The sequence below is a fragment of the Chryseobacterium takakiae genome, assembly GCF_900129385.1.
Taxonomy (GTDB): domain Bacteria; phylum Bacteroidota; class Bacteroidia; order Flavobacteriales; family Weeksellaceae; genus Chryseobacterium; species Chryseobacterium takakiae.
In genome coordinates, this window is sequence record NZ_FQVO01000007.1 from 80146 (window position 1) to 105578 (window position 25433).

Consider the following 25433-nt stretch of genomic DNA (forward strand, 5'->3'; position numbering starts at 1 on the left):
GAGAAAATTTTTATAATTTTATAGTAGTTAATAGAATGTTATGAGTACCGCAGAATTGAAAATAGATCTAATTAACCAGATTACCCTGATAAAAGATAAAGCCAGGTTGAAAGAATTATTGCAGCTGCTGAAATTTCAGGAAGATCAATCCGTTTATATAACCACTGATGAAGACAAAAGCGCCGTTTTTGAAGCCAGACGAGAAATTGAATATGGCAAAATTTCATCCGATGAAGATGTTCAAAAAGAAATTAATGAATGGCTAAAAAAATAATCTGGACGAATAAAGCCAAAAAGGAACTTATTGACATTTTAAAATATTGGATTGAAAGAAATCGATCTAACCTCTTCAGTATAAAATTAAATAATTTAATTAAAGACCAGCTGAAATTAATTGCAGAATTCCCAGAATCCGGAAAGAAAACAGATATACCGAACGTCAGCATGAAAATTATTCACAAATACCTTTTGTATTATGAATTGATAGACGGGAAAATTTATGTTTTGACAATTCGTCATGGAAATAAAAATCCTAAAACATTAAAATTGAAATAGATTAACTTGGTTTAAATTATTAATAAAAAATTAATTCCTCACCAGTAAAACGGTGAGGATTTTTGCTTTAAAAACCCCCGGAAAAATTGTATTTTTGCTCAAACTATTAGAATTTATGGAATTTTTAGACAGATACCAGCAGATTGTTGCGGATGCGATTGCCAAATATACTTTCAAGGACAAGCCGACGGAGTTGTACGAACCGATGAACTATATCATTTCACACGGTGGGAAGCGTCTTCGCCCGATTATGGTGCTTATGGCTTGCGACCTTTTCGGTGGTAATCTGAACGAAGCCATTAAGCCTGCTCTGGCGATTGAGTTTTTCCATAATTTTACCCTGATTCATGACGATATCATGGATGAGGCTCCACTGAGAAGAAATAAGCCCACCATTCACACACTGCACGGAATCAATGTGGGAATTCTTTCAGGAGACGGGCTCATGTTGAAAGCTTATAAATTCTTTGAAGATCTGGAACCTGAAACCTTCAAAGCCTGTATCAGGATATTCACGCACACCGGGCTCCTTTTGTGCGAAGGGCAGCAATATGATATTAATTTTGAAACTCAGGAAAACGTAACTTTTGATGATTACATCAGAATGATTACCTATAAAACCGGAGTTTTGAGCGCTTCATCATTCGAAATCGGAGCGTTGATAGCCAAGGCCAACTTTAAAGATGCGAAAGCAATTTTCAACTTTGGGAAACATATAGGGATTGCGTTTCAGATTATGGACGATTATCTAGATGTATTCGGAGACCAGGCACAGTTCGGGAAAAAACATGCCGGAGATATTTACGAAAATAAAAAAACGGTTCTTTACCTGATGGCAAGAGAGCACGCAACAGAAGAAGAAAGAAAAGAATTGGACTACTGGTACTCGAAAAAAACTGATAATATCGATAAAGTCTATGGCGTAGAGAAGATCTTCAGAAGAACGAAAGTAGACGAAAAAGCATTGCGACTGATTGAAAAACATAATGAAATCGGGCAGAGCTATCTTCAGAAAATTGATATTCCGGATGAAAAGAAAAAGCCGTTTGCAGAGCTGGCCAATTACTTATTAAGAAGAGAAAGCTAAAGTATTAATTTGAAAATGTACCAATTTTAAAATTCTAAATTGTTTCATTTTCAAATTTCAAAATTTTCAAAATGGAATGAAGTTCAGGACAGAAGTTGACATTAAAGAATCGCAGAAGAAAATCAGGCTTGAGGATAAAATATTTTCAATCGGCTCTTGTTTTGCTTCGGAAATGTCCGATCTTTTCAGTCAAGGACAAGTTCAGTCGCTGAATAATCCTTTCGGAACCGTTTTTAATCCCTTTTCGATCAGCAATTCGGTGAAAAGGCTTCATGATGCGGAATTTTATCATGAGGACGAATTAATCACGTTTAACGACGAATTTATTTCGCTGGACCATCACACCAGTTTTGATACAAGATATATTCACCAGACATTAAATAAAATCAATGCTAAAATAGAAGAAGGAAATTCTTTTCTTCAGGAAACGGATTGGGTAATTATCACGTACGGAACGTCTTTCATCTACGAATTTCTTCCCAAACAAAAGCTGGTCGCCAACTGTCATAAAATTCCGCAGAAATTCTTCGAAAAAAGATTGCTGAGCCATCAGGAAATTACAGATTCCATATACAATACGATACTGAACCTGAATGATATCTGTCAGGATGATGTTCAGATTCTCTTTACGGTTTCTCCGGTTCGGCATACAAAAGACGGAATGATTGAAAATCAATTAAGTAAATCGAAACTGATTACGGCGGTTCATGAAGCGATTCAGCAGTTTGAAAACTGTCATTACCTTCCGGTATACGAAGTTCTGATGGATGATTTAAGAGATTACCGTTTTTATAAAGAAGATCTGATCCATCCGAATACTCAGGCGGTGAATTATATCTTTGAGAAATTCGGAAATGCTTATTTTGCGGATGAAACCAAAGATTTTATCAAAGAGAATTTCAAGATCAACAAAGCACTGGAACACAGGACCGATGACGAAAAAGATCCGAAGTATATCGAGTTTAAAGAAAAGCTAAACCAAAAAATAGAAGCTCAGCGGCAGAAAGTAAAACATAAAATATTTTCCAATGCCTGATTTTACCACCATCGAATACCTGAAATCAGGAAATGAAAGACAGCAAAAAGCTTATCAGCTTCTTTCAAAATATCGCTTCTTTGAAAAACTACAAGCATATTCTCCAATTTTAGCCGGAACGATTCCTATTGAAATTGATGTTGAAGGCAGCGACCTTGATATCATCTGTGAAGTTGATCTCAGCTTTGAAGAAGATTTTTTAGATGAACTAATGTTTAGTGAATTTATTCCTGGAAATAATGATGTTAAGGTAAATTATCCGGTGATTGATGGTGAAAAATGTATCGTTCTTAATTTTGTGCTGGAAGATTTTCCCATCGAAATTTTCGGACAAAATATACCTACGATACAGCAGAACGCCTATCTCCATATGATAACAGAATATCGAATTTTGCAGGAAAAAGGAGAAGATTTTAAACAAAAAATAATACAGTTAAAACAGCAGGGAATGAAGACGGAGCCGGCTTTCGGGCTGTTGCTGGGGCTTAAAAATCCCTACAAAGACCTGTTAAAATTATATAAAAATGATTGATACCCATACGCATCTATACGCAGAAGAATTTGATGAAGACAGGAAAGAGGCTATTCAAAGAGCAATAAATAAAGGAATAACCGAATTTTATCTTCCCGCCATCGATTCAGAATCGCACGATAAAATGCTTCAGCTGGAAGCGGAATATCCGGGACAGATTTTTTCCATGATGGGCCTTCATCCATGTTATGTGAAACCTGAAACCTGGGAAAAAGAATTGGAAATCGTTAAAAATTATCTTGATGAAAGAGATTTTCCCGCCATCGGTGAAATCGGAATTGATCTGTATTGGGACAAAACCACGCTGGATATTCAGGTGAAAGCTTTTGAGCAGCAGATCGACTGGGCCATCGAAAAAGATTTGCCGATTGTGATTCATACGCGTGAAAGTTTTGATGAAACATTTGAAGTGCTGGAAAGAAAGAAGCACCCGAAACTGAGAGGGATTTTCCATTGTTTTTCAGGAAACCTTGAGCAGGCAAAACATGCCATTGATCTTAATTTTATCCTCGGAATCGGTGGAGTAGTCACCTTTAAAAACGGGAAAATAGACCAATTCCTGAATGAAATTCCTTTAGATAAAATCGTTCTCGAAACAGATTCTCCTTACCTCGCGCCGGTTCCGCACCGTGGAAAAAGAAATGAAAGCTCGTATCTTGATCTGGTTGCCGGAAAGCTCGTGAATATCTACGGAAAAGACTTTACGGAAATTGACAGGATAACGACAGAAAATGCAAGGAATTTATTTAAATAGTAATTTCAATAGGAACGGACTTCCGTTTTTCAAAATCAAAAGTTCAGCCGGCTTCAGCCAAAACATAAAAAGTCTTCCAAACGGAAGACTTTTTATTATTTTTTTCTTGTAAAATTTTTGTTCTTAGGCTTTTTAAATCCTGTAGGAGCGGCTGAAGAATCCGGTTTATTCCTGTTTTTTGATCTTGGAGCACCGGATCTTGAAGATTTCGGCTTATCTGAAGCGGGAGTAAAGGGTTTGTTATTAGAATCCCTCTTCTGGACCACAAGATTATCAGTATGAAACGGATGATCCTTAATCACCGGAATTTTTTTCCCGATCAGTTTTTCAGTGCTTTTCAGGTTTAATAAATCCAGGCCGTCTACAAAAGAGATGGAAGTTCCTTCTGCACCGGCTCTTCCTGTTCTTCCGATTCGGTGGACATACGTTTCGGAAACATCGGAAAGCTCAAAATTAATCACGAATTTCAGCTCATCAATATCAATTCCTCTCGCTGCAATATCGGTTGCCACCAAAACCCTTGTTTTGCCGGATTTAAAATTATTTAACGCATTCTGACGTGCATTCTGCGATTTATTACCGTGAATAGCTTCTGTTGTGATCTGATCTTTCTGAAGTTTTCTTGCGATTTTATCGGCGCCGTGTTTTGTTCTCGAAAAAACAAGAACAGAATCCGAGATATCATTCTTTAAAATATGCGTTAAAAGATTCAGCTTATTTTCTTTTTCAACAAAATAGACAGATTGCTTTATCGTATCCGCAGTTGATGAAACCGGTGTTACTTCTACTTTTACAGGATTGTTCAGAATAGAATCTGCCAATTTCTGTATTTCTGCCGGCATGGTAGCGGAGAAAAATAAGGTTTGCCTTTTCTGGGGTAATAGTTTAATAACTCTCTTCACGTCATGTACAAAACCCATGTCCAGCATCCTGTCGGCTTCGTCCAATACAAAGATTTCAAGATTTTTAAGGCTGATGATTCCCTGAGCAATAAAATCCAGTAATCTTCCCGGTGTTGCTACAAGGATATCTACTCCTTTTTTCAACGCAGCTTCCTGGTTTCCCTGTTTTACACCTCCGAATATCACAAGATGTTTTAAAGGTAAATATTTTCCGTACGCTTTGATGTTTTCTTCAATCTGGATAGCCAGCTCTCTTGTCGGCGTTAAAATTAAAGCCTTGATATTTTTGTTTGGAAATTTGTTCTGAGAAAGATTCTGAAGGATAGGAATGGCAAAAGCGGCCGTTTTTCCTGTTCCTGTCTGTGCGCATCCTAAAAAGTCCCTTCCTTTCGTAATTTCCGGAATCGATTTTTCCTGGATTGGAGTAGGGTTGGTATATCCTTGTTCCTGAATTGCCTTGGCAATAGGTTCTATTAAATTTAGATCTGTAAAATTCAAATGAATTGTTTTTTTATAATTACAACAAAAATTCCTTCATTTTGAAGGAATTATATTTTGCAAAGGTAGCTTAAATATTTTGAATGTGATTAATTCACTTTCGTCCACTGCTGGTTCTTTCTCAAATCTTCAAAAAAATGATACAGTTCCGAAAGTTTTTCACTTCCTTTTTTACCGTAATCTTCTACATGTTTTGAGGTTCCGTCTGTAAATTTTATTCTTAAATGAGAAGAAGGAAGATCGGTTACATTTTTTTCTCCATAATTGTTATTCAGATTTTTTACATCCAGTCCGTTGAGCATAGAGATCAATTTATTGTAATCATCTTGTTTAATCGTTCCTTTGAACGTTCCTTCGCGTGGCTTTGAGAATTCATCCTTTGAAGGCCTGTCGCTGAAGTTAAAATGTTCCGCTTCAAAAACAGCCGTTCTGTCTGCATTGATGGTCATCTTAAAAACCGGACAAAATCCGAAGCAAGGTGTTGCTTCATACTCAATAACAGAATATTTTGAATTCATTTTCCGGGAATTGCATGAAAATAAAACGATAAAGGCAAAAAGCCCGAATAGATATTTCATAATTTTAAATTTGGATTGAATTCTTTCAATAATTATTCCAAAAAACCAAGTATGGAAAGGGGGTGACATAAATTTAACAAAGGAAATTTTCAGAGTATAAAATTTATTCAAATAAAGCCCATTTAAATCATACTTAATACGTTTTATAGCTTTTCTTAATTTCTAAATTAAAATAAACTTTGTTTATTCTTAAAGTTAGCATTAACATTAAGAATTTTAGTAAGTTAAACCGACTGTGATTAAGAAATCAATACATTGATTTTTATTAAGTTTTTTTAAGCTAATGGAGCTTAATTTCTTAATGGTAAAATAAATTCCAAATTAAAAAGACTTATAATCAATCCAATAATTTAACTAAATTTAAATCATTTAAATTCATCTGAAAAAGCTGAACCCCGGGTTCTTTCCCGAGGTTCTATATTTTAATAATATTCTATTTGAAATAGTCTGATTTCTTATCCGTGAAGCTGCTTCCAGACCGCATCTTTCAGTTCCATAAGACCTTCTCCTGTAACACCGGAGAAAAATAATGGCTGTTTGTTTTCGGGGAATTCTGCCGCGATTTCCTTTTTCAATTCGTCATCCAGAAGATCTGATTTTGAAACGGAAACGATGAAATCTTTATCCAGCAATTCGGGATTGTATTCTTTCAGTTCATTTTCAAGGATCTTAAACTCCTGGAAATGATCTTCGGAATCGGCTGGAATTAAAAATAACAAAATTGAATTTCTTTCAATATGTCTTAAAAATCGGTGTCCCAATCCTTTACCTTCCGCTGCGCCTTCAATAATTCCCGGAATATCGGCCATTACAAAAGATTTGTAATTTCTGTAATCCACAATTCCCAAATTCGGTGTTAAAGTCGTAAATGCGTAATCGGCAATTTTTGGTTTGGCCGCTGAAACGGATGCTAATAAAGTAGATTTTCCGGCATTCGGGAAACCTACAAGGCCTACATCTGCAAGGATTTTAAGCTCAAAAGTAACGTAACCTTCCTGTCCGTCCATTCCAGGCTGTGCATATCTCGGCGTCTGGTTGGTAGAAGATTTGAAGTGCTCGTTTCCGAGGCCGCCTTTTCCGCCTTCCATCAGGATGATTTCCTGGCCATCTTCCAAAATTTCTCCGATGATTTCCCCGTCTTCATTTTTAGCAATCGTCCCGATCGGAACTTCGATGTATACATCGGCTCCGTACGCTCCGGTCAGCTGGTTTTTTCCTCCGTTTTCACCGCGTTCCGCTTTTACGTGACGCGTATAACGAAGGGGAAGTAAAGTCCACTCATTGGCATTCCCTTTCATGATGACGTGGCCTCCGCGGCCTCCGTCACCTCCGTCTGGACCACCTTTCGGAATATATTTTTCGCGGCGAAGATGGGCAGAACCTGCACCTCCGTGGCCGCTTTTACAATGAATCTTTACGTAATCTACAAAATTTGACATAATTTTAATTCAAGGTTTAATGTTGAAGGTTCAAAGTTTTAACCTTGAATTTGGAACTTTGAACCTTGAATCAAAAATTTTTATTTTTGAACCTTTTCTACTTCAGCAAAAAGTTTCTCAGAAATCTCGTCGATATCTCCAACGCCGTTGATTTCCACATATTTGCCCTGCTGCTTATACAGTTCGGCAACTTCTGCTGTTTTTGCGTAGTATTCTTTTATTCTGTTTTCGATGATCTCTACATTGCTGTCGTCTGATCTTCCGCTGATCTCTCCTCTCTTCAGAAGTCTTTCTACCAAAATTTTATCTTCAACCACCAGTGAAAGACAAATGTCGATCTCATCATTCAGTTCTTCTTTTACGATTTTTTCCAGGGCTTCCGTCTGAACCGCAGTTCTTGGGTAGCCGTCAAAAATAAATCCTGCCGCATCGGTAGGTTTTCTGATCTCGTCAATCAGCATATCTGTTGTTACCTGATCCGGAACGAGCTCTCCTTTGTCGATATAAGATTTTGCTAATTTCCCAAGCTCGGTATCATTTTTCATATTGAATCTGAAAAGGTCACCTGTTGAGATCTGTTTTAAATTGAATTTCTTAATCAGGTTCTGAGCCTGAGTTCCTTTTCCACTTCCCGGAGGGCCGAACAGAACAATGTTTATCATAATGTGGTTTCGCTGTTGGCAATTGGCGACTGGCTTCTTGCTCTTAGCATTTTTAAATTAATAATTACTTTTTATTTAGATATAATTTTTAAAAGCTAATAGCCAAAAGCTAGAAGCTAATAGCAATTTAGTGGTTGATTTGTCCTTCTTCCAGTTGATACAGATTTGGTAGGTTTCTTCCCAATTCATCATAATCCAGTCCGTAGCCGAGAACAAATTTGTTTGGAATCTCTTTTCCGATGTAGTCTAATTTGAAATCTTTTTTATATACTTCCGGTTTCAGTAAGAATGAAGCCAGCTTAACTGATTTCGGGCGTTGTGTTTCCTTGAAATATTTGAAAAGGCTTTCCACAGTATTCCCGGTATCCACAATGTCTTCCACCAAAATGATATGACGGTCTTTCACGTCTTTGGTCAGTTCCATTTTCTGGTAAACGATCCCGGTAGATTCCGTTCCTACATACGAGCTCATCTGGATAAAAGCAATTTCGCACGGACCCGGATAATGTTTCAACAGGTCTGAGAAGAACATGATTACCCCGTTTAATACTCCGATGAAAACAGGAACTTCATCCTTGTAATCTTCATAAATTTTTAAAGCCGTAGCTTTTACAATCTCCTGAATTTCGGCGTCCTCTAAATAAGGAACAAAAGTTTTGTCGTGAACTTTAATACTTTCCATAAAATTTTAGTAGACGGCAAAGTTAAGGATTTTTGATGAAAGTTTTTTATGGGTGGAAGAGGGTTTGTTTGTAGCGCAAAGATGTGGTAAACCTTACAGGTTTCAAACACCTGTAAGGTTTGATGATTTCCTGGTATACGCTGTTTAAACCTTGAAGGTTTTTATTTGATATCTTGATTATCCTCAATGAATAATGATGTTGATCTTCAAATTGTAGAAATTCTGACGAATTCTATTAAGGATTATCATGGAACTTTGGTGGTGATTTCGCATGAGGAGGTATTTTTGGATTGGGGTGAGGAGTATAATACTGCTATATTAATGTTAAACGATATTTTCTCTTAGTAAACGTCTTTGTAAGATATTTTATTTATTTTTTATTTCATTTAAGAGATTTTTTCGTAGTTTAGTTGTTTAAATTTAAAGATATGTTAATAAGATTTGTTGTCGAAAATTTCCTATCCTTTGATAAGGAAACTGAATTCAACATGTTAGTTGGGAACTTTAAAAATCACAAGAATCATATTTATCCAGGCCCTGTTAAAAGGCTGAGAGCCGCAGCAATTTATGGTGCCAATGGAGCAGGAAAGTCAAACATTGTTAAAGCAATAGAGTTTATGCAAGATATCATAAAGAATAATGGTATCCATCAAATTGTTAATAATCTGAAATTTAAACTTAATAATGAGAATAAAGTCAAGCCCATAAGTTTTGAAATCGAGTTTTTAATTGGTCGGAAAGCATATAGATATGGACTTTCATTCGATAATAATATAATTTTATCGGAATGGTTAATTGAATCGGGTATAAAAAAAGAAGATAAAATTATTTTTGAGAGATCAACAACAGTTAAAGGAAAGACCAAAATTCGGTTTCATGAACAATTTATTAAAAATACTAAACAAAAGATAATTGTTGAAATTTTAGAGGATAATCTGTTAAAGCCAAGTGAAACTCTTCTATCTAAAGAATTTGAACTCAAAATTAAACTGTTATCTCAAGTCAAATTTAAAATTACCAATCAATTAATTATTATACATCCACATAGTAGAGTAAGTAATTTAGTAGTGTTCATGACTTATTCCTTAGGATTTCATGATTTTTCTAATATTTTACTAAAGTCTTTCGATACAGGCATTAAAGAATTAAAGGTTGAAACTTTTGACTTTGACAAATTTTTTGGTGAAGATGATGAAGTTTTAAAACAATCTATAATTGATGACTTGGAATTTGGGGATACAGAAGAAATCACAATGTTTCATAAAAATAAAGAAATTATGGTAAGTAAGGAGGGCAATAGCTATACTGTAAAAAAACTTACATCTTCACATATCGATAATAAAGGGAACTCAGTCAGTTTTGAATTAGATGAAGAATCAGATGGCACCCAGAGGCTGTTAGATTTCATTCCTGCCTTCAATGGTGTTTTAACTCAAGATATGACATTTATTATTGATGAAATTGATCAGAGTTTACATCCAGCCCTATTAAAAGCGGTCATTAGTAAAATCATGTCAGAAAAGTATACTAAAGGACAATTGATATTTACGACTCACGAGTCAAATCTTTTAGATTTAGATATTTTTCGACAAGATGAAATATGGTTTGTTGAAAAAGATAGGCAATCAGGAAGTTCATCTATTTATTCACTAAGTGAGTATAAGCCCCGTTATGATTTGGACGTGAGAAAAGGATATTTAAAAGGGAGATTTGGAGCTATACCATTTTTAGCAGATTTGGAGTTATTAAAATGGAATGAACATGATTCATAAAAAAAGAGGGTACAAAAGGGAAACTCAAAAAGATTTGCTTAGGGATTATAAATTATTTGCTATTGCTTGTGAAGGAGGAAAAAGAGAGCCTCAATATTTTCGATTGTTTGAGTTTTTATCCACAAGAATTAAGGTGGATATAATTGAAGAAAAAGTTCAAGATGAAGAACTTTTACAAAAATTCGAAACAAAATCTGCACCAAAATGGGTATTAGATCGGGCGGTTAAATATATTGAACAAGAGGGATTAATTGATGAAGATGAACTTTGGTTTGTTATGGATGTTGACAGATGGACCTCAAAACAATTAAGAGAAATGATAGACTATTGTTCAGATAAGCCCAATTGGAATATTGTTTTAAGTAATCCTTGTTTTGAAGTTTGGCTTTTTTTACATAGAAAAGAAAATTTTAATAATTCAAAATCAATCCAATGTAAAGAGTTTAAGGACGAGATTTCCAATTTTGATTCTGAAGGATATAATCCTTTAAACTTTATAACATTAATAAAAGATGCTGTAATCCATGCAAAAACTTTGGATAGTGATCCCAATAATGAAATTCCTTTATTAAAGGAAACGAAGGTTTATAAACTTATTGAGTCTATTTTAAAGTTTGTAAGTAAAAAGCAATTTACAGAATTTGTTAACGAAAAGCATCCGCAACTAATCAGAGAATCTTTAAAAAAAGGTAATAAAAATAAAATTATTAAAAGTAAAAGAAACATATCTCAAAAATAAATTCCACCACAAATTTGCCCACCCAATTTTTTAAAAGTAATTTTGCATGAATCTAAAATAAAAGTAAAATATGTCAACTTACGTAGTTGTAGGTCTTCAGTACGGAGATGAAGGGAAAGGAAAAATCACGGATGTTTTATCGGCCAAATCGGATTATGTGGTGCGCTTCCAGGGGGGAGACAACGCAGGGCATACCGTATATGTAGGCGATGAAAAATTCGTATTGCACCTTCTTCCGTCGGGAGTTCTTCAGTGCAAAGGGAAATGTATCATTGCCAACGGAGTAGTGGTAAACCCTAAATCTTTCATTAAGGAGGTGAATCAGATCGAAAGCAAAGGCTTGAGAACGGATCATATTTTCATCAGCAGAAGAGCGCATGTCATCATGCCTTACCACATTCTTTTGGATACATACCGTGAAGAAGAGCACGGAGGAACGCAGATCGGGACCACCAAAAAAGGGATCGGACCTTGCTACGAAGATAAAATTGCCAGAGTGGGAATCAGAATGATTGATCTTCTCAATCCGGAGATTTTAAGAGAAAAAATTGAGAAAAACCTAAAAATCAAGAATTCTCTTTTTGAAAAATATTTCGACAAACCGACATTGGATGTTGAAGAAATTTACAATGAATATTTAGAGATCGGAAAACAACTTCAGGACAGAATCGTTGATACGGAACTGGAACTGAATGAAGCCATCAGAGACGGTAAAAACGTTTTATTCGAAGGAGCACAGGCTTTAATGCTGGATATCGACTTCGGAACGTATCCGTACGTAACATCCTCTTCACCGTCAACCGGAGGAGTTTGTACCGGGGCAGGAGTGCCGCCAACTTCCCTTCAGAACCTGATCGGTGTTGCCAAAGCATACTGTACAAGAGTGGGTAACGGACCTTTTCCATCAGAATTAGACAATGAATTAGGAGAAAAAATCAGACAAATTGGTGGTGAATTCGGAGCGACTACAGGAAGACCGAGAAGAACCGGATGGTTGGATCTTGTTTCATTGAAGCATGCTTGTATGATTAACGGAATCAACAATTTAGTGATTACTAAACTGGATGTTCTTACAGGGATTGACAACCTGAAAGTAGTGACGCATTACAAAACCGAAGACGGAAAAATCATCGATTATTTTACTTCATCAACTGAAAAATTATATAACTACGAACCGATTTACCAGGATCTGCCGGGTTGGAAAGAAGATATCACGAAAGCAAGAAGCTATGACGAGCTTCCTGATACAGCTCAAAAATATATCGAGTTTATCGAAAAGTATTTAGGAATCAATGTTTACTTAGTTTCTGTTGGCCCTGAAAGAAGCCAGAACATCATCAGAAAAGAATTATTCTAAAAATAATTGTATTACTATATTGAAAAGACTGTCGGAAGATGGTCTTTTTTTTATTTATTCTAAATAATTGAAAATCAAAAAAATGGAAATTATTTTAAAAACAATTGTTATTTAAAGCATAGTTAAATTTTTAATATTGATATTAAATTTTTTAAAATGTTGATTTTTTAATAATAAAATGGCAAAAATTTTGATATTGGATAAATAACCATGGATTTAAGGTGAAAACCTGATAATCTCAATTTAACAATTTAAATATCAAAAAGGATGAAACACATGCATCAGAATCAGGAATTTCGTTTTAACGAAGTTCTTTTCGAGCACCGCAATAAGCAATACGGTGCCTATGTCTTAAGAAATGAATCAGACAGAATTTTAACAAAAGCACTTTTTATTGGAGTAAGCGTTTTAGCGGCGATTTCTTTGACGCCTCTAGTTATTAATGCATTTAAAAGTGGGCCAATTACAGTACCAACCGGAGTTCAAATAAACCTTAAAGATCCAGTAATTCCGGATGATGTTATTGTACCTCCAAAGCCACAACCTCTTCCTCAGACTACGCAGCCTGCTGTGAGAACCTATGATAGCACTGTTAAAACTCCTTCCAGAAATGCTCCGGATACAAATACTGAGGAAGTTCCGGATGACGCAGTAGCTGGATTGGTAAATAATTTCAAGGCAGATCCTGCTCCTCCACATTATGTTCCAACAGCACCTACTATTAATACGGGTCCTGTTTCAGTACCTGCTCCGCCGAGACCTGAAGTTAAGCCGGTAGATGGAAATGGTATTCCTACTGCTGTAGACGTAGAAGCAAGTTTCGTAGGCGGTCTGGATTCTTTCAGAAATAAAGTTATGAATAACTTCGACGGGTCAGGATTTGATTCCGGAGAAGTAATGAAAACAATGGTTACTTTTATTGTTGAAAAAGACGGTACTATTTCAGGAATTAAAGCTGACGGAAAAGACACGGATTTTAACAGCGAAGCAATGAGGACTATTAAAAGTATTAAAGGAAAATGGGTGCCTGCCAAAGTAAACGGTCAACCTGTAAGAAGCTACTTTAAATTCCCGATTTCCATGAAGTTCGATAATTAAACATAAATACAGATCTTGAACAGTTATCCACAAATAATTTTTTTTGTGGATAATTTTTTTTTAGGTTAAAAGCCTTGTTAACAATATTTTAACTCATTTTTCGTTTTATCGGTTCATCAATAGCACGGAAAAATGTGTATTTTTGAAACTTAAAGTTCTAAGAATGGCAAAAATCATAGGTATCGCTAATCAGAAAGGAGGTGTTGGAAAAACAACAACAGCTGTTAATTTAGCCGCGGCATTAGGGGTATTGGAAAAGAAAATATTAATCATTGATGCTGATCCTCAGGCCAATGCAACCTCCGGTTTAGGAGTGGATGATGTTCAGTATTCTACATACAACTTATTGGAGCACAGTGTTGAAACGGAAAAATGCATCAAGCAGACGGCTACGCCGAATCTGGACATCGTGCCTTCACACATCGATCTTGTCGCAGCTGAAATTGAACTTGTTGATAAAGAAGACAGGGAATATATGCTCAAAAAAGCACTTCAAAGTGTAAGAGACAAGTATGACTATATCATCATCGACTGTGCGCCGAGTTTAGGTTTGATTACCGTTAACGCTCTTACAGCGGCTGATTCCGTAATCATCCCGATCCAGTGTGAATATTTCGCATTGGAAGGTTTGGGGAAACTCCTGAATACCATCAAAAACGTACAGAAAATCCACAACAAAGACCTTGATATCGAAGGTTTGCTGCTTACTATGTACGACAGCAGATTGAGATTATCCAATCAGGTCGTGGAAGAAGTGAATGCGCACTTCCCGGAAATGGTTTTTGAAACCATCATCAGCAGAAATGTACGTTTAAGCGAGGCACCAAGTTTTGGGGAAAGTATCCTGAATTACGATGCCGAAAGTAAAGGAGCGGTTCAGTACATCCAGCTTGCAGAAGAGGTTCTGTTGAAAAATGAAAAATTAGTAAAGAATTAAAAGGCCATTAGCCAGATAAGCTAAAAGCTAGAAAAATATGAAGGATAAAAAAAGAGCGATGGGACGCGGATTGGGTGCTATTCTTAGTGCGGAATCCAAAGCAACGATCAATTCTGCCACCGATGAGGGAGCAGATAAGTTTGTAGGAAATATCGTTGAAATTTCAATAGAAGATATTTATCCGAACGCCACCCAACCAAGAACATATTTTGACGAAAAAGCATTAAACGAGCTTGCTCAGTCTATCAAAAACTTAGGGGTAATTCAGCCGATTACGTTGAGAAAAGATGGGGAGAAGTTTGAAATCATATCGGGAGAAAGACGTTACAGGGCTAGTAAATTGGCAGGTCTGGAAACAATTCCTGCCTATATCCGTCTGGTAAACGATCAGGAGCTCCTTGAGATGGCGCTTGTTGAAAATATCCAGAGAGAAGATCTTGATGCAATAGAAATTGCCCTTACTTATCAGCGATTAATGGATGAGATTGGTCTCACTCAGGAAAATCTCAGCCAGAGAGTAGGGAAAGACAGAAGCACGATTACCAATTCTATCAGGCTGCTAAGGTTAAATCCGGATATTCAGAATGCCATCCGAAGCGGAGAAATTTCTGCAGGACACGGAAGAGCGATTATCAGTCTTGAAAATGAAGAACATCAGCAGATTCTTTTTGATCTTATTATCAAGGAAAAACTTAATGTTCGGCAGGCTGAACAGGCTGCTACAGCTTTAAAAAATCCAAAATCTCCTGCGGCAAAAAGAGCGAAGGCAGAGCTTTCCAATAATTATAAAAGGGCTCAGAAAACAATCTCGGATATATTGGATGTAAAAGTAGAAATCAAAACCTCCGGAAACGGTAAAAAAGGTAAAATTGTTCTCGATTTCAAAAATGAAGATGAGCTTGAATATATTTTATCTCATATAAAATAAATGAAAAAATCACTTTTCACTTTTTTTCTGTGTTTCTCTGCGATGTTCTTTTCTCAGGTGAATCCTAACGATACTATTAGGGTAGAATATCATCCGAAAGACAGTGTCTCGGTAGAAAAAAACAATACATTAACAGAAGAAAATGTTGTTTCGGACCTTGAAAAAGCAAATGGCCCGACTAATAATACGCTTAAGCTTAACCCTACAAGAGCGGGGCTTTATTCTGCCGTTTTTCCGGGATTAGGACAATTCTACAACAAGAAATACTGGAAGATCCCTATCGTTTGGGGAGCTGTTGGTGCAGGAGTCGGAATTGCCGTCTGGAACGATAATCAATACCGAAAATACAGGGAATATTACATCGCAAAACTCAATGGTACACCCAACGAGTTTGTTGATTCTCATCCCTGGCTGGATAAAGTAGCGCTGGGAAATGCACAGGATCGTGCCAAAAGGCAAAGGGATTATGCCATCGCTGCATCAGCCTTAATTTATATACTGAATATTGTGGATGCCGTGGTAGATGCACACCTTTATGAAAGCCGGAAAGATCCGGATCTTACATTTACTCCTTCGGTAATTCAGGATCAGTACGGAATTGCACCTCCCAAAACAGGAATCAGCTTAAGTTATAAATTTTAGATAACAAACTTAAAACAGTATTAGCTTAAAAAGTTTTAGCAACCCTTTGCTTAAAAAAAAGCATTAGAATAAAAAAATATGAGAATAGCATTAGTTGGATACGGAAAAATGGGCAAAATTATTGATGAAATTGCCACTAAAAGAGGTCATGAAGTAGTGTCCAGACTGAAAGAAACTCCGACTGCTGAAAATCTTAATAACCCGGATGTTGTCATTGAATTTTCTTTGCCTGAAGTAGCGTATGAAAATATCAAAGCCTGTCTTGAAAATAAAGTTCCGGTAATCTGTGGTACTACAGGCTGGCTGGAGAAAAAAACTGAAATCGAACAGTTAGCGGTTCAGAATAATACGGCGTTTTTATACGGTTCAAATTTTAGTTTAGGCGTAAATTTATTTTTTGCCTTAAACGAAAAACTGGCAGACCTAATGAAAAATGTAGATGAATATTCCTGCCAGCTGGAAGAGATTCATCATATCCATAAAAAAGATGCACCAAGCGGAACAGCCATTTCCATTGCAGAAGGTATCTTTAACAATAACCCGAAATTCAATTCATGGAAACTGGAAGAAACCCAGGGCAATCAGTTGGGAATCTTTGCAATCCGCGAAGATGAAGTCCCGGGAACACACAGTGTATTTTACAGAAGTGAAGTGGATGAAATTGAGATCAAGCATACTGCTTTCAACAGAAACGGTTTTGCACTGGGAGCCGTAGTCGCTGCAGAATGGATTAAGGATAAAAAAGGAAATTTTACGATGAAGGATGTTTTGGGGCTTTAATTTGTAACAAAATTCCTACATTGCAAACTAATACGGTGAATGATGAATTGTCAATATTTTTCTGATCATTTGTCAATCATTATTCATCAATTATATTATAGATTAGGCACAAAAAATTTATGAATTATTTTTTAACTTATACAGTTTACGTTCTCATTTTGTCTGTACTGATGGGGATTTCAACCTGGAAACTGTTCAAAAAGCTCGGGTATAATCCACTCTTTGCTTTCATTCCTTTTTACAATTATTTTATCATTTTAAAAGAAACCAAACATCCGAAATGGTGGGCAGTTCTGTCTTATTTACCGATAGTGGGACCGATCATGATGTCTGTGTTTCATTTATACCTGATGAAGAAATTTGGGAAAACACTTTTTAAAGATCAGCTTCTTACGGTAATTCTTCCGTTTATTTACATGGCAACCGTTAATTACAGTAAAGATGTTGAGCTGGAAGATGAAAATGAATTGTTCCTTACAGACGAAGAAAAAGATGCAAAAAAGAAAGATTCTTTCCTGGGATCAGTGACATTTGCAGTAGTTTTTGCAACAATTATCCACGTTTTTGTTACCCAGCCTTTCGGGATTCCTACAGGATCTATGGAAAGAACGTTGCTCGTAGGAGATTTCCTTTTCGTTAATAAATGGAGCTACGGATACAGACTCCCGATGCGTCCTTTGGCCATCCCTTTTCTTCAGGGAACCATTTTCGATGCCGGTGAAAAAGGAAATCCTAAAGACGACCCAAAGTCATACGTTGATGGGGTAAAGTTACCTTACGAAAGAATATTGCAGTTCAACAAGCCACAGAAACATGATGTAGTCGTTTTCAATTACCCTCAGGATTCTGTACACACGGCGATCGACAGAAGAGACCCGTATGTAAAAAGATGTGTAGCAGTAGCCGGAGATGTTTTCGAAATGAGAGCCGGGAGACTCTTCGTCAACGGAAAACCGGAGACCATTTTGGGGGATCAGGAAATCCAGCATGCTTATTACGTGGAGACGGGAAGCCAGTTGGATATTCCAGGTTTATATAATACATATGGCTTTTTACCGGTTCAGGAAAAACCTCAGGCAAATGGAAAGTTTATTTATACTTTTCAGGGTTTAACAGATAATATTGCAGCACAGATTAAGCAGCTTCCGCAAGTTATACAAATGCATGAAGATATTGCAGAGAAAGGGTATTCCGATATTCGATATTTTCCTAGAAAAGATAATAACGGAAATGTTTTAGGAGATGAAAATGGTCAAGTATTATTCTCAAGTAAAATTGATACGACCAATTGTATCTTCCCAATTAATAAAAAATGGAATCAGGATTGGTACGGTCCTTTAACAATTCCTAAAAAAGGCGACGTGGTTACTTTAAATCAGGAAACGCTGCCGGAATATCAGTGGATTATTTCCGAATACGAACACAATAGTTTAGAAAATAAAAACGGTAAAATTTTCATCAACGGGAAAGAAGCCAATCAATACACCATCAAACAGGACTATTATATGATGGTTGGAGACAACAGAGATGCTTCTTTAGATGCGAGATTCTTCGGTTTTGTTCCTGAAGAAAATATTGTTGGAAAACCAATGTTCACCTGGATGAGCCTTCAGGGAGCTTTTGCAGATAATTCTTCTTCATACCAGGCTCCGTTTAAAGTTCGTTGGGACAGAATGTTCAAAGCAACGAATACCGGAGAAGCCAACAAAACTTCTTACTGGTGGATTGCGGCAATAATTCTTATCTTATTCTTTGGATGGGAGTATTTTGTGAAATTATTCAGAAAGAAAAAAACAGACGATGAATAGACCGAATGTTTAAAAATAAAATTTACAATAGAGTTCTCCTTGCAGGAAGCTTTATTATTACACTTTTAATTATTGCAAAACTCTCCGGAGTTTTGCAATATGCTTATGTACCCCAGGCTGGTTGTGAACCAAACATAAAAAAAGGTTCATTTGTTATCGTTACCAGTATCCTTCCTTATGAAAAATTTAAATTATTGACTTATAATCAAAACTCAGAAGAATTTGGCAAAGGTGTCTATATCCAAAGGCTGGCGGGTACAGAGGGAGATAAAATTCAGATTAAGGATGGTAATTTACTTGTAAATAACGAATTGGCTGATACGGGAATTCGTTTAAAACATTTATATAAAATTGACAGAGCTTTTGTTAATGATTTAATGTCAAAAGGAGTTTCTGAAAATGAATTCTACCAGATCGATGAAAACTACTTCCTGATTAATCTAAGCGAAAATCAACTTAGTGACCACTTCTTTTACGAAAGGTTTATAAATCCCAATCCGGATCAAGATATTGTGAAAATTTATCATAAAGATTGGACAGCAGATAACTTCGGACCAGTTACAATTCCTCCGGGAAAAGTATTTTTTCTTGGAGATAATAGAAATGCAAGTCTGGATTCAAGGTTTATTGGATTTGTTGACGAAAGTGAAATAACGGGAAGGGTTATTTATCCTAAAAATTAAAATTATGAGCACAATATTATTACCGGCATTTTATTTACCACCGATCTCATGGTTTTCAGTTTTTCTGAATCCTGAACATGAAATTGTATTTGAACAGTTTGAAAACTTTCCAAAGCAGACCTACAGAAACAGAGCCAATATATACGGAGCCAATGGTAAGCTATCATTAATTATACCTATTTCCCATAACGGGAAAAGAGAATACAAGGATATTGAAATTTCGTACCGTGAAGATTGGCAAAATCTTCACTGGAAGTCCATTAAAACAGCCTACCAGAGTTCTCCATATTTTGAGTTCTATGAAGATAAACTCAGGAAAATTTTTGAAATTGAAGAAAAAAAACTCCTGGATTTTAATCTGAAAGTCCTGGAAGTCATTCAACAGATTCTTAAAACCGAAAAGGCATACTCTTTGAATACAGAATACATCAAAAATCCTGAAGAGATCAACTTTAGGGAAAAGTTTTCAGCAAAAAAACCTTCAGAATTTGAGATGGAAGAATATTATCAGACATTTTCCGATAAACTGGGATTCTTAAAAGATTTGTCAATTTTAGATCTTATCTGTAACAAAGGACCAGAATCTCTTACTTATATTAAAAATATTAAACAATCATACTGACATGAAAAAGGTATTATTAGCCGCTATTTTTTTAGTGGGATTCGGTTTCTCGCATGCGCAGGAAGCCAAAGCGGGCTCTGATCCGATGAAAGATAAGGATCTTATGACATGGTATCATAAAGATTTTGCTGCTACCAAAATTTATGGAGTTAACACAGACAATGCTTATAAATATTTAGAATCCAAAGGTCTTAAACCTAAAACAGTTGTTGTAGGTGTTTTAGACAGCGGTGTACAAGTAGATCATCCAGGGCTTGTTAAAAATGTATGGAGCAACCCTAATGAAGTTCCGGGTAACGGTAAAGATGATGACGGAAACGGATACATTGACGATGTTCACGGATGGAATTTCATCGGCGGAAAAAATGGGGATATCGATATTGACAATATGGAAGTAACACGCGTTGTTGCCAAATACAAACCCGTTTTCGAAGGTGAAGATTCTGCCAAAAACAAAGCAAACCAGGCTAAAATGCCGGAAGAATTCGCAATGTACATGAAATCTAAGGAGATCTTCACCAAAAAAAGTATGGAGGCAAGACAAGGTTTCCAAACCTATACAATGATCAACGAAGCAATTCCTACAATGGTAAAATTGTTGAACGGAAAAGCGATTACTCCGGAAAATGTTGCGACAATAAAACCTGCTGATCAAAAAGAAGCTATGGCTGCGCAGGTTTTGGCTCAGGTGGCTCAAAGCCCGGAATTTAAAGGCAAATCTGCTGCAGAATTCGAAAAAGCAATGAGCGGACAAATCAAAGAAGCATTAGATTATTTCGGTCCACAGGAAAAGCAGTATAACCTTGATTACGATCCGAGAAAAGAAATCGTAGGTGATAATTATGATGATTATTCCGAAAAAAAATATGGAAACAATCATTATGAAGGCCCTGATGCGGAACACGGAACACACGTTGCCGGAATTATTGCGGGACTTCCAAACGGAAGCGAAACACAGTATGGGGTAGCTTCAAAAGTTGCTAAAATTATGTCTGTAAGAACCGTTCCTAATGGTGACGAGAGAGATAAAGATGTTGCTAATGCTATCAGATATGCTGTAGACAACGGAGCCAAAGTATTAAATATGAGTTTCGGAAAACCGGTTTCTCCTGGTAAAAATGTAGTTTGGGATGCCTTCAAATATGCTCAGGATAAAGGCGTTTTATTAGTTAAAGCTGCGGGTAATGAGAATGAAGATGTTGCAGAACACCTTGCTTATCCTACCAACTTCAAGAATGTAACGGATGATAAGCCATTTGTAAATAACGTTTTGGTAGTAGGAGCAAGTACTAATGACAATAACGCTTTAAGAGCAGGTTTTTCCAATTACAACAAAAAAATGGTAAACGTATTTGCACCGGGGCAGGAAATTTATTCTACGGTTCCTCACAGCGAATATAAATATCTTCAGGGGACTTCAATGGCTTCTCCGGTAGTAGCAGGAGCTGCAGCTGTTCTCTTGGCTTATATGCCTAATCTTACACCGGCTCAGGTTATCGAATCTTTGGTAAAATCAAGTAACGCAAGTACAGCTAATGATTTTGGAAACTATTCCGAGGCGGGAGGTGTAATAGACCTTAAAAAAGCTGCAGAATATGCTTATACCAATTTTTATAACGGGAAAAAAGGGGCACCTCAAAAGGCTACAAAATCCGTAAAAAAGACTGTTAAAAAATAGTTTATCTGCTTATATTAAGTCTTAATTATAGAAAGTCCGAAATTTTCGGACTTTTTTTATTGCTATTTTATATTTTTGGCACGGTTTTTTGTAATCTTATTTTAACAAAAAATAATAAACTACAATATGAAAAAGTTACTATTTACAGCGATGCTGGGAGCTTCAGTTTTTGCAGTATCTTGTTCCGGAGTTAAAAATGCGAAAACGGCTCAAAACCAAAGATCAGAATTTCTTAAAATGAAAGGAGACTGGCAGATTGTCAGTGTAAATTATGATAAACAGTTCAAAGTAAAGCCGTTCGATGATGGAATTGATGCACAATGTTTCGTAGGAAGCCACTGGAGATTGATTCCTAATAACTGGACTGGTGCTTACACCGTTAATGGGGGCGGAACTTGCGGAACTGGTTTTACACAGCCTATTAAAATTGACGTGGCAAGCGGGAATACTTTTAGCTTTAAAAAAATTGCCGATGGTACGAAAGCCAAACAAAATACGGCCGGCTACACCCTTACACTTACAAGCCAAACCACAGATCAGTTTTCACTGGAACAGAATATTCCATCAGGCGGAGAAAATGTAAGGATTGTATATAATTTCGAAAGAACCGGAATGAAATAATCAGTAGAATCTGAATTTAAAATTAACAATAAAATTAAACAGAAATGAAATTTACAAAAACATATATAGGAGGCCTTTTTTTATCTTCAGCTTTATTGCTTACAAGCTGTGAAGCCGTAAAGAATTCTAACCATCAGCAAAGAGGTACTGCCGTAGGTGTAGCATCAGGAGCTGTAATCGGTGGTATTCTTGGTAACAATGTAGGAAGAGGAGGAAATGGAGCAATTGGTGCTGTTTTAGGAGGTGTTATCGGTGGTGTAGCCGGTAATGTAATCGGTTCTAAAATGGATAAACAGGCAAGAGAAATTAAAGAAACTTTGCCGGGAGCTGAAGTAGAAAGAGTTGGAGACGGTATTAAAATTACTTTAAATGAAAGTATTGTTAATTTCGATTTTGATTCATCAGCCCTTACAACTGCTGCTAAAACCAATCTTGATAAGCTGGCGCAGGTTCTTATTAATAACCCGGATACGAACATCAATATTTACGGACACACAGACAGCAAAGGATCAGATTCCTATAATATGTCCCTTTCAGAAAGAAGAGCAAACTCCGTAAAATCTTATTTAATGGGAAAAGGAATTGCTTCCAGCAGATTGTTTGCTAAAGGAGAAGGAGAAGCAATGCCAGTAGCTTCTAACGATACAGACGCAGGAAGAGCAAAAAACAGAAGGGTTGAATTTGCAATTACAGCGAATGAAAAGATGATCAATGACGCACAGAACGGACAATAGTAATCACATATAAATATTTTCTTAAATAACCGCTTTTGCGGTTATTTTTGTATTTTTATGCTGGCTTTCTTTAAAATTATTATTTTTGTATTTGAAATAACATAAATGAAGAAATATTTTAAACTGCTCCGTGTAGAGCAATGGGTAAAAAACCTGTTTGTTTTTGTTCCGCTTTTTTTTTCAGGTAATATTAAAAATATCGATCTGCTTTCTAAAAGTATTTTCGCTTTCATTATTTTCTCTCTGGCAGCAAGTGCCGTTTATATACTGAATGATTACAACGACATTGAAGCCGATAAAAAACACCCCGAAAAAAGAAGAAGGCCTCTGGCCAGCGGCGCCATTTCAAAATCTCAGGCAATAGCAATCTTTATAGGGCTTATTGCAGCAGATATTGCACTGGTATTTTTTTCGCAGGCCTATTTTCAGCAGAATCTATGGAAATTTGCTACCATTATCGGTTCTTATTTTCTGATGAATCTTGCTTATACATTCAGACTGAAACATGTTCCTATTATTGATATTTCCATTATTGCTCTGGGATTTGTGCTCAGGGTTTTAGCAGGAGGATATATTACCGGGATCAGTATTTCTCAGTGGGCTATTTTACTCACTTTCGTGCTTGCTCTTGTATTGGCTATAGGAAAAAGAAGAGGGGAACTCATTAATGCACAGATTTCAGGTAAAACAAGAAAAGCTTTGGACGGATATAATGTTCAGTTTGCAGATATTGCACTTTCTATTTCTGTAACCCTTGCTATAGTTTGCTATTTGATGTTTACGCTTTCACCGGAAGTACAGGCAAAATTTCATCAGCGTGTTTTCTTCACGGTAATTTTCGTTGTTTTTGCTTTTCTAAGATATTTACAGCAGACGCTGGTTTACAACAGAACAGAATCTCCCACCAAAATTGTGTATCGTGACAGATATATTCAGGTTACTTTATTGCTGTGGGTCGCTGCATTTTTAATTCAAATATATTTTAAAAAATGAAGCCGGATTTTGTACAGAAAGTAACCAACTGGGGAAATTTTCCCATTGTGGAAAAGGAAATGCGGTCTGAAGACAGTTTCCAAAAGATAAAAGAGTTTGTACTTACCCATAATGAAGTTATTGCAAGGGGAAACGGAAGATGTTACGGAGATGCTTCACTGGGAGAACATATATTTTCAACAAAAAAACTTAATAAATTCATAAGCTTTGACCGGTTAAACGGAGTTATCGAATGTGAATCGGGAGTTCTGCTTTCTGATGTCCTGGAAATTGCCGTACCACAGGGATATTTCCTGTTTGTCACTCCGGGTACAAAATTCGTATCGGTAGGAGGAGCCATTGCATCAGATGTACATGGTAAAAATCATCATAGTGAAGGGTGCTTTTCAGAATATGTCATTGAATTTAAATTAATGATTGAAACTGGCGATATTATTACCTGCTCAAGGGAAGAAAATCCTGGAAAGTTCTGGTCTACCATTGGAGGAATGGGACTGACGGGAATTATTCTTACCGCAAAATTCAGGCTTAAAAATATTCAGACGGCGTATATTCGTCAGGAAAGTATTAAAGCGGAAAATCTTGATGAAATTTTCAAGCTCTTCGAAGAAAGTGAAAGCTGGACCTATAATGTAGCATGGATCGACTGTCTTCAAAAAGGTAAAAATATTGGAAGAAGTATTTTGATGAGGGGAGAACATGCTTTTCAGCATGAACTGCCTCAAAAATTCAGAGATCAGCCTCTAAGGCTTAAAAAGAAGTTTGAACCCAAAGTTCCTTTTTATTTTCCGGGATTTGTTTTAAATGCTTTTACCGTTAAGATTTTTAATTACTTTTACTTTAAAAAGCAATCTAAAAAAGAAGTCACAGATTTTATTGATTACGAAACATTTTTTTATCCTCTTGATTTTGTAAGAGACTGGAACAGGATCTACGGAAAATCCGGATTTATTCAATATCAAATGATGATTCCTAAAGAAAAAGGCAAGGAGGGAATGAGAAAAATTCTTGAAACAATTGCCAATAGCGGAAACGGCTCATTTTTGGCGGTGTTAAAGCTGTACGGGAAAGAAAACCCACACGCTTACAATTCCTTTCCTTTTGAAGGATATTCGTTGGCACTGGATTTTAAAGTAAATTCAAAATTAAGAAAGTTAATCGATAGGCTGGATGATATCGTAGAAGAATATCATGGAAAGATTTATCTTACGAAAGATAGTATGAGCAGATCATCGCTTACTAATTACCTCCAGAATGTTCAGAGTTCAAAATTTGTGTCTTTACAGCACAAAAGAATCATAAATAACAGTTAACAC

27 protein-coding genes are annotated in these 25433 nt (G+C 36.2%); 22 read left to right on the forward strand and 5 right to left on the reverse strand.

All coding sequences use genetic code 11. The features are described 5' to 3' along the window. Positions 1-40: 40 nt before the first annotated feature. From BUA76_RS19090 to BUA76_RS10430, 6 genes are all read left to right on the forward strand, one after another. Positions 41-274 carry a hypothetical protein gene (locus BUA76_RS19090; RefSeq protein ID WP_143149898.1) on the forward strand — a complete coding sequence of 78 codons (234 nt, stop codon included), beginning with the start codon at positions 41-43 and terminating at the stop codon, positions 272-274. Beyond that, the gene (locus BUA76_RS10410; RefSeq protein ID WP_072884744.1) at positions 259-555 is read left to right on the forward strand and encodes a type II toxin-antitoxin system RelE/ParE family toxin; all 297 of its coding nucleotides are present in this window, start codon (positions 259-261) and stop codon (positions 553-555) included. The genes BUA76_RS19090 and BUA76_RS10410 overlap by 16 nt, the downstream gene beginning before the upstream one ends. A gap of 115 nt (positions 556-670) precedes the next feature. Continuing rightward, positions 671-1642 carry a polyprenyl synthetase family protein gene (locus BUA76_RS10415; RefSeq protein ID WP_072884745.1) on the forward strand — a complete coding sequence of 324 codons (972 nt, stop codon included), beginning with the start codon at positions 671-673 and terminating at the stop codon, positions 1640-1642. A gap of 76 nt (positions 1643-1718) precedes the next feature. Further along, positions 1719-2678 carry a GSCFA domain-containing protein gene (locus BUA76_RS10420; RefSeq protein ID WP_072884746.1) on the forward strand — a complete coding sequence of 320 codons (960 nt, stop codon included), beginning with the start codon at positions 1719-1721 and terminating at the stop codon, positions 2676-2678. Then, positions 2671-3210, forward strand: a complete 540-nt coding sequence (locus BUA76_RS10425; protein ID WP_072884747.1) for a DUF4269 domain-containing protein — start codon at positions 2671-2673, stop codon at positions 3208-3210. Before BUA76_RS10420 ends, BUA76_RS10425 begins: the two co-directional genes overlap by 8 nt. Beyond that, positions 3203-3964 carry a TatD family hydrolase gene (locus BUA76_RS10430; RefSeq protein ID WP_072884748.1) on the forward strand — a complete coding sequence of 254 codons (762 nt, stop codon included), beginning with the start codon at positions 3203-3205 and terminating at the stop codon, positions 3962-3964. Before BUA76_RS10425 ends, BUA76_RS10430 begins: the two co-directional genes overlap by 8 nt. Positions 3965-4059: 95 nt before the next feature. On the opposite strand, the gene BUA76_RS10435 is transcribed toward BUA76_RS10430, so the two are convergent. The 5 genes from BUA76_RS10435 to BUA76_RS10455 all read right to left on the reverse strand — a co-directional run bounded on the left by BUA76_RS10435 (position 4060) and on the right by BUA76_RS10455 (position 8725). Next, entirely contained in the window at positions 4060-5364 is a 1305-nt protein-coding gene (locus BUA76_RS10435) for a DEAD/DEAH box helicase (RefSeq protein ID WP_072884749.1), read from the reverse strand. An 89-nt stretch (positions 5365-5453) separates the two neighbouring features. Further along, positions 5454-5942 carry a DUF6438 domain-containing protein gene (locus tag BUA76_RS10440; RefSeq protein ID WP_072884867.1) on the reverse strand — a complete coding sequence of 163 codons (489 nt, stop codon included), beginning with the start codon at positions 5940-5942 and terminating at the stop codon, positions 5454-5456. Positions 5943-6397: 455 nt separating this feature from the next. Then, the gene (obgE, locus tag BUA76_RS10445) at positions 6398-7381 is read right to left on the reverse strand and encodes a GTPase ObgE (RefSeq protein WP_072884750.1); all 984 of its coding nucleotides are present in this window, start codon (positions 7379-7381) and stop codon (positions 6398-6400) included. 80 nt (positions 7382-7461) lie between these two features. After that, positions 7462-8043, reverse strand: a complete 582-nt coding sequence (locus BUA76_RS10450) for an adenylate kinase (RefSeq protein WP_072884751.1) — start codon at positions 8041-8043, stop codon at positions 7462-7464. Positions 8044-8170: 127 nt separating this feature from the next. Next, positions 8171-8725, reverse strand: coding sequence for a phosphoribosyltransferase (locus BUA76_RS10455; protein WP_072884752.1), 555 nt, complete (start codon positions 8723-8725; stop codon positions 8171-8173). A gap of 428 nt (positions 8726-9153) precedes the next feature. Here BUA76_RS10455 and BUA76_RS10460 point away from each other — a divergent pair, with 428 nt between their 5' ends. The 16 genes from BUA76_RS10460 to BUA76_RS10535 all read left to right on the forward strand — a co-directional run bounded on the left by BUA76_RS10460 (position 9154) and on the right by BUA76_RS10535 (position 25430). Then, entirely contained in the window at positions 9154-10497 is a 1344-nt protein-coding gene (locus tag BUA76_RS10460) for an AAA family ATPase (protein ID WP_072884753.1), read from the forward strand. Continuing rightward, positions 10487-11236, forward strand: a complete 750-nt coding sequence (locus BUA76_RS10465) for an RloB family protein (protein WP_072884754.1) — start codon at positions 10487-10489, stop codon at positions 11234-11236. Before BUA76_RS10460 ends, BUA76_RS10465 begins: the two co-directional genes overlap by 11 nt. A 70-nt stretch (positions 11237-11306) precedes the next feature. Then, on the forward strand, positions 11307-12593 hold the full coding sequence (locus tag BUA76_RS10470; protein ID WP_072884755.1) for an adenylosuccinate synthase: 1287 nt from the start codon (positions 11307-11309) through the stop codon (positions 12591-12593). 267 nt (positions 12594-12860) lie between these two features. After that, entirely contained in the window at positions 12861-13691 is an 831-nt protein-coding gene (locus tag BUA76_RS10475; RefSeq protein ID WP_072884756.1) for an energy transducer TonB, read from the forward strand. Between the two features lie 163 nt (positions 13692-13854). Continuing rightward, positions 13855-14628: a ParA family protein gene (locus tag BUA76_RS10480; protein WP_072884757.1), complete on the forward strand. Its 774-nt coding sequence runs from the start codon at positions 13855-13857 to the stop codon at positions 14626-14628. 37 nt (positions 14629-14665) lie between these two features. Further along, positions 14666-15556 (forward strand): ParB/RepB/Spo0J family partition protein, encoded by an 891-nt coding sequence (locus tag BUA76_RS10485; RefSeq protein ID WP_072884758.1) that lies wholly within the window; start codon positions 14666-14668, stop codon positions 15554-15556. Next, positions 15557-16198, forward strand: coding sequence for a DUF5683 domain-containing protein (locus BUA76_RS10490; protein WP_072884759.1), 642 nt, complete (start codon positions 15557-15559; stop codon positions 16196-16198). Positions 16199-16276: 78 nt separating this feature from the next. Continuing rightward, entirely contained in the window at positions 16277-16978 is a 702-nt protein-coding gene (gene dapB / locus BUA76_RS10495) for a 4-hydroxy-tetrahydrodipicolinate reductase (RefSeq protein WP_072884760.1), read from the forward strand. 119 nt (positions 16979-17097) lie between these two features. Then, positions 17098-18786, forward strand: a complete 1689-nt coding sequence (lepB, locus tag BUA76_RS10500; RefSeq protein WP_072884761.1) for a signal peptidase I — start codon at positions 17098-17100, stop codon at positions 18784-18786. A 5-nt stretch (positions 18787-18791) separates the two neighbouring features. Further along, the gene (lepB, locus tag BUA76_RS10505) at positions 18792-19469 is read left to right on the forward strand and encodes a signal peptidase I (protein WP_072884762.1); all 678 of its coding nucleotides are present in this window, start codon (positions 18792-18794) and stop codon (positions 19467-19469) included. A 4-nt stretch (positions 19470-19473) separates the two neighbouring features. Further along, entirely contained in the window at positions 19474-20091 is a 618-nt protein-coding gene (locus tag BUA76_RS10510) for a WbqC family protein (protein ID WP_072884763.1), read from the forward strand. A gap of 1 nt (position 20092) precedes the next feature. Then, the gene (locus BUA76_RS10515) at positions 20093-21769 is read left to right on the forward strand and encodes a S8 family serine peptidase (protein WP_072884764.1); all 1677 of its coding nucleotides are present in this window, start codon (positions 20093-20095) and stop codon (positions 21767-21769) included. 126 nt (positions 21770-21895) lie between these two features. Further along, a complete protein-coding gene (locus BUA76_RS10520; protein ID WP_072884765.1) occupies positions 21896-22390 on the forward strand; it encodes a lipocalin family protein in 495 nt (164 codons plus the stop codon). 44 nt (positions 22391-22434) lie between these two features. Continuing rightward, positions 22435-23124 (forward strand): YiaD family glycine zipper/OmpA-like lipoprotein, encoded by a 690-nt coding sequence (locus tag BUA76_RS10525; RefSeq protein WP_072884766.1) that lies wholly within the window; start codon positions 22435-22437, stop codon positions 23122-23124. A 105-nt stretch (positions 23125-23229) separates the two neighbouring features. Beyond that, the gene (locus tag BUA76_RS10530; RefSeq protein WP_072884767.1) at positions 23230-24117 is read left to right on the forward strand and encodes a decaprenyl-phosphate phosphoribosyltransferase; all 888 of its coding nucleotides are present in this window, start codon (positions 23230-23232) and stop codon (positions 24115-24117) included. Next, the gene (locus tag BUA76_RS10535; RefSeq protein ID WP_072884768.1) at positions 24114-25430 is read left to right on the forward strand and encodes an FAD-binding oxidoreductase; all 1317 of its coding nucleotides are present in this window, start codon (positions 24114-24116) and stop codon (positions 25428-25430) included. Before BUA76_RS10530 ends, BUA76_RS10535 begins: the two co-directional genes overlap by 4 nt. Positions 25431-25433 lie beyond the last annotated feature (3 nt).

Coding starts and splice junctions, on each gene's coding strand:
- BUA76_RS19090 (WP_143149898.1), top strand. CDS start 41: ATGAGTACCGCAGAATTGAAAATAGATCTAATTAACCAGATTACCCTG.
- BUA76_RS10410 (WP_072884744.1), top strand. CDS start 259: ATGGCTAAAAAAATAATCTGGACGAATAAAGCCAAAAAGGAACTTATT.
- BUA76_RS10415 (WP_072884745.1), top strand. CDS start 671: ATGGAATTTTTAGACAGATACCAGCAGATTGTTGCGGATGCGATTGCC.
- BUA76_RS10420 (WP_072884746.1), top strand. CDS start 1,719: ATGAAGTTCAGGACAGAAGTTGACATTAAAGAATCGCAGAAGAAAATC.
- BUA76_RS10425 (WP_072884747.1), top strand. CDS start 2,671: ATGCCTGATTTTACCACCATCGAATACCTGAAATCAGGAAATGAAAGA.
- BUA76_RS10430 (WP_072884748.1), top strand. CDS start 3,203: ATGATTGATACCCATACGCATCTATACGCAGAAGAATTTGATGAAGAC.
- BUA76_RS10440 (WP_072884867.1), bottom strand. CDS start 5,942: ATGAAATATCTATTCGGGCTTTTTGCCTTTATCGTTTTATTTTCATGC.
- obgE (WP_072884750.1), bottom strand. CDS start 7,381: ATGTCAAATTTTGTAGATTACGTAAAGATTCATTGTAAAAGCGGCCAC.
- BUA76_RS10450 (WP_072884751.1), bottom strand. CDS start 8,043: ATGATAAACATTGTTCTGTTCGGCCCTCCGGGAAGTGGAAAAGGAACT.
- BUA76_RS10455 (WP_072884752.1), bottom strand. CDS start 8,725: ATGGAAAGTATTAAAGTTCACGACAAAACTTTTGTTCCTTATTTAGAG.
- BUA76_RS10460 (WP_072884753.1), top strand. CDS start 9,154: ATGTTAATAAGATTTGTTGTCGAAAATTTCCTATCCTTTGATAAGGAA.
- BUA76_RS10465 (WP_072884754.1), top strand. CDS start 10,487: ATGATTCATAAAAAAAGAGGGTACAAAAGGGAAACTCAAAAAGATTTG.
- BUA76_RS10470 (WP_072884755.1), top strand. CDS start 11,307: ATGTCAACTTACGTAGTTGTAGGTCTTCAGTACGGAGATGAAGGGAAA.
- BUA76_RS10475 (WP_072884756.1), top strand. CDS start 12,861: ATGAAACACATGCATCAGAATCAGGAATTTCGTTTTAACGAAGTTCTT.
- BUA76_RS10480 (WP_072884757.1), top strand. CDS start 13,855: ATGGCAAAAATCATAGGTATCGCTAATCAGAAAGGAGGTGTTGGAAAA.
- BUA76_RS10485 (WP_072884758.1), top strand. CDS start 14,666: ATGAAGGATAAAAAAAGAGCGATGGGACGCGGATTGGGTGCTATTCTT.
- BUA76_RS10490 (WP_072884759.1), top strand. CDS start 15,557: ATGAAAAAATCACTTTTCACTTTTTTTCTGTGTTTCTCTGCGATGTTC.
- dapB (WP_072884760.1), top strand. CDS start 16,277: ATGAGAATAGCATTAGTTGGATACGGAAAAATGGGCAAAATTATTGAT.
- lepB (WP_072884761.1), top strand. CDS start 17,098: ATGAATTATTTTTTAACTTATACAGTTTACGTTCTCATTTTGTCTGTA.
- lepB (WP_072884762.1), top strand. CDS start 18,792: ATGTTTAAAAATAAAATTTACAATAGAGTTCTCCTTGCAGGAAGCTTT.
- BUA76_RS10510 (WP_072884763.1), top strand. CDS start 19,474: ATGAGCACAATATTATTACCGGCATTTTATTTACCACCGATCTCATGG.
- BUA76_RS10515 (WP_072884764.1), top strand. CDS start 20,093: ATGAAAAAGGTATTATTAGCCGCTATTTTTTTAGTGGGATTCGGTTTC.
- BUA76_RS10520 (WP_072884765.1), top strand. CDS start 21,896: ATGAAAAAGTTACTATTTACAGCGATGCTGGGAGCTTCAGTTTTTGCA.
- BUA76_RS10525 (WP_072884766.1), top strand. CDS start 22,435: ATGAAATTTACAAAAACATATATAGGAGGCCTTTTTTTATCTTCAGCT.
- BUA76_RS10530 (WP_072884767.1), top strand. CDS start 23,230: ATGAAGAAATATTTTAAACTGCTCCGTGTAGAGCAATGGGTAAAAAAC.
- BUA76_RS10535 (WP_072884768.1), top strand. CDS start 24,114: ATGAAGCCGGATTTTGTACAGAAAGTAACCAACTGGGGAAATTTTCCC.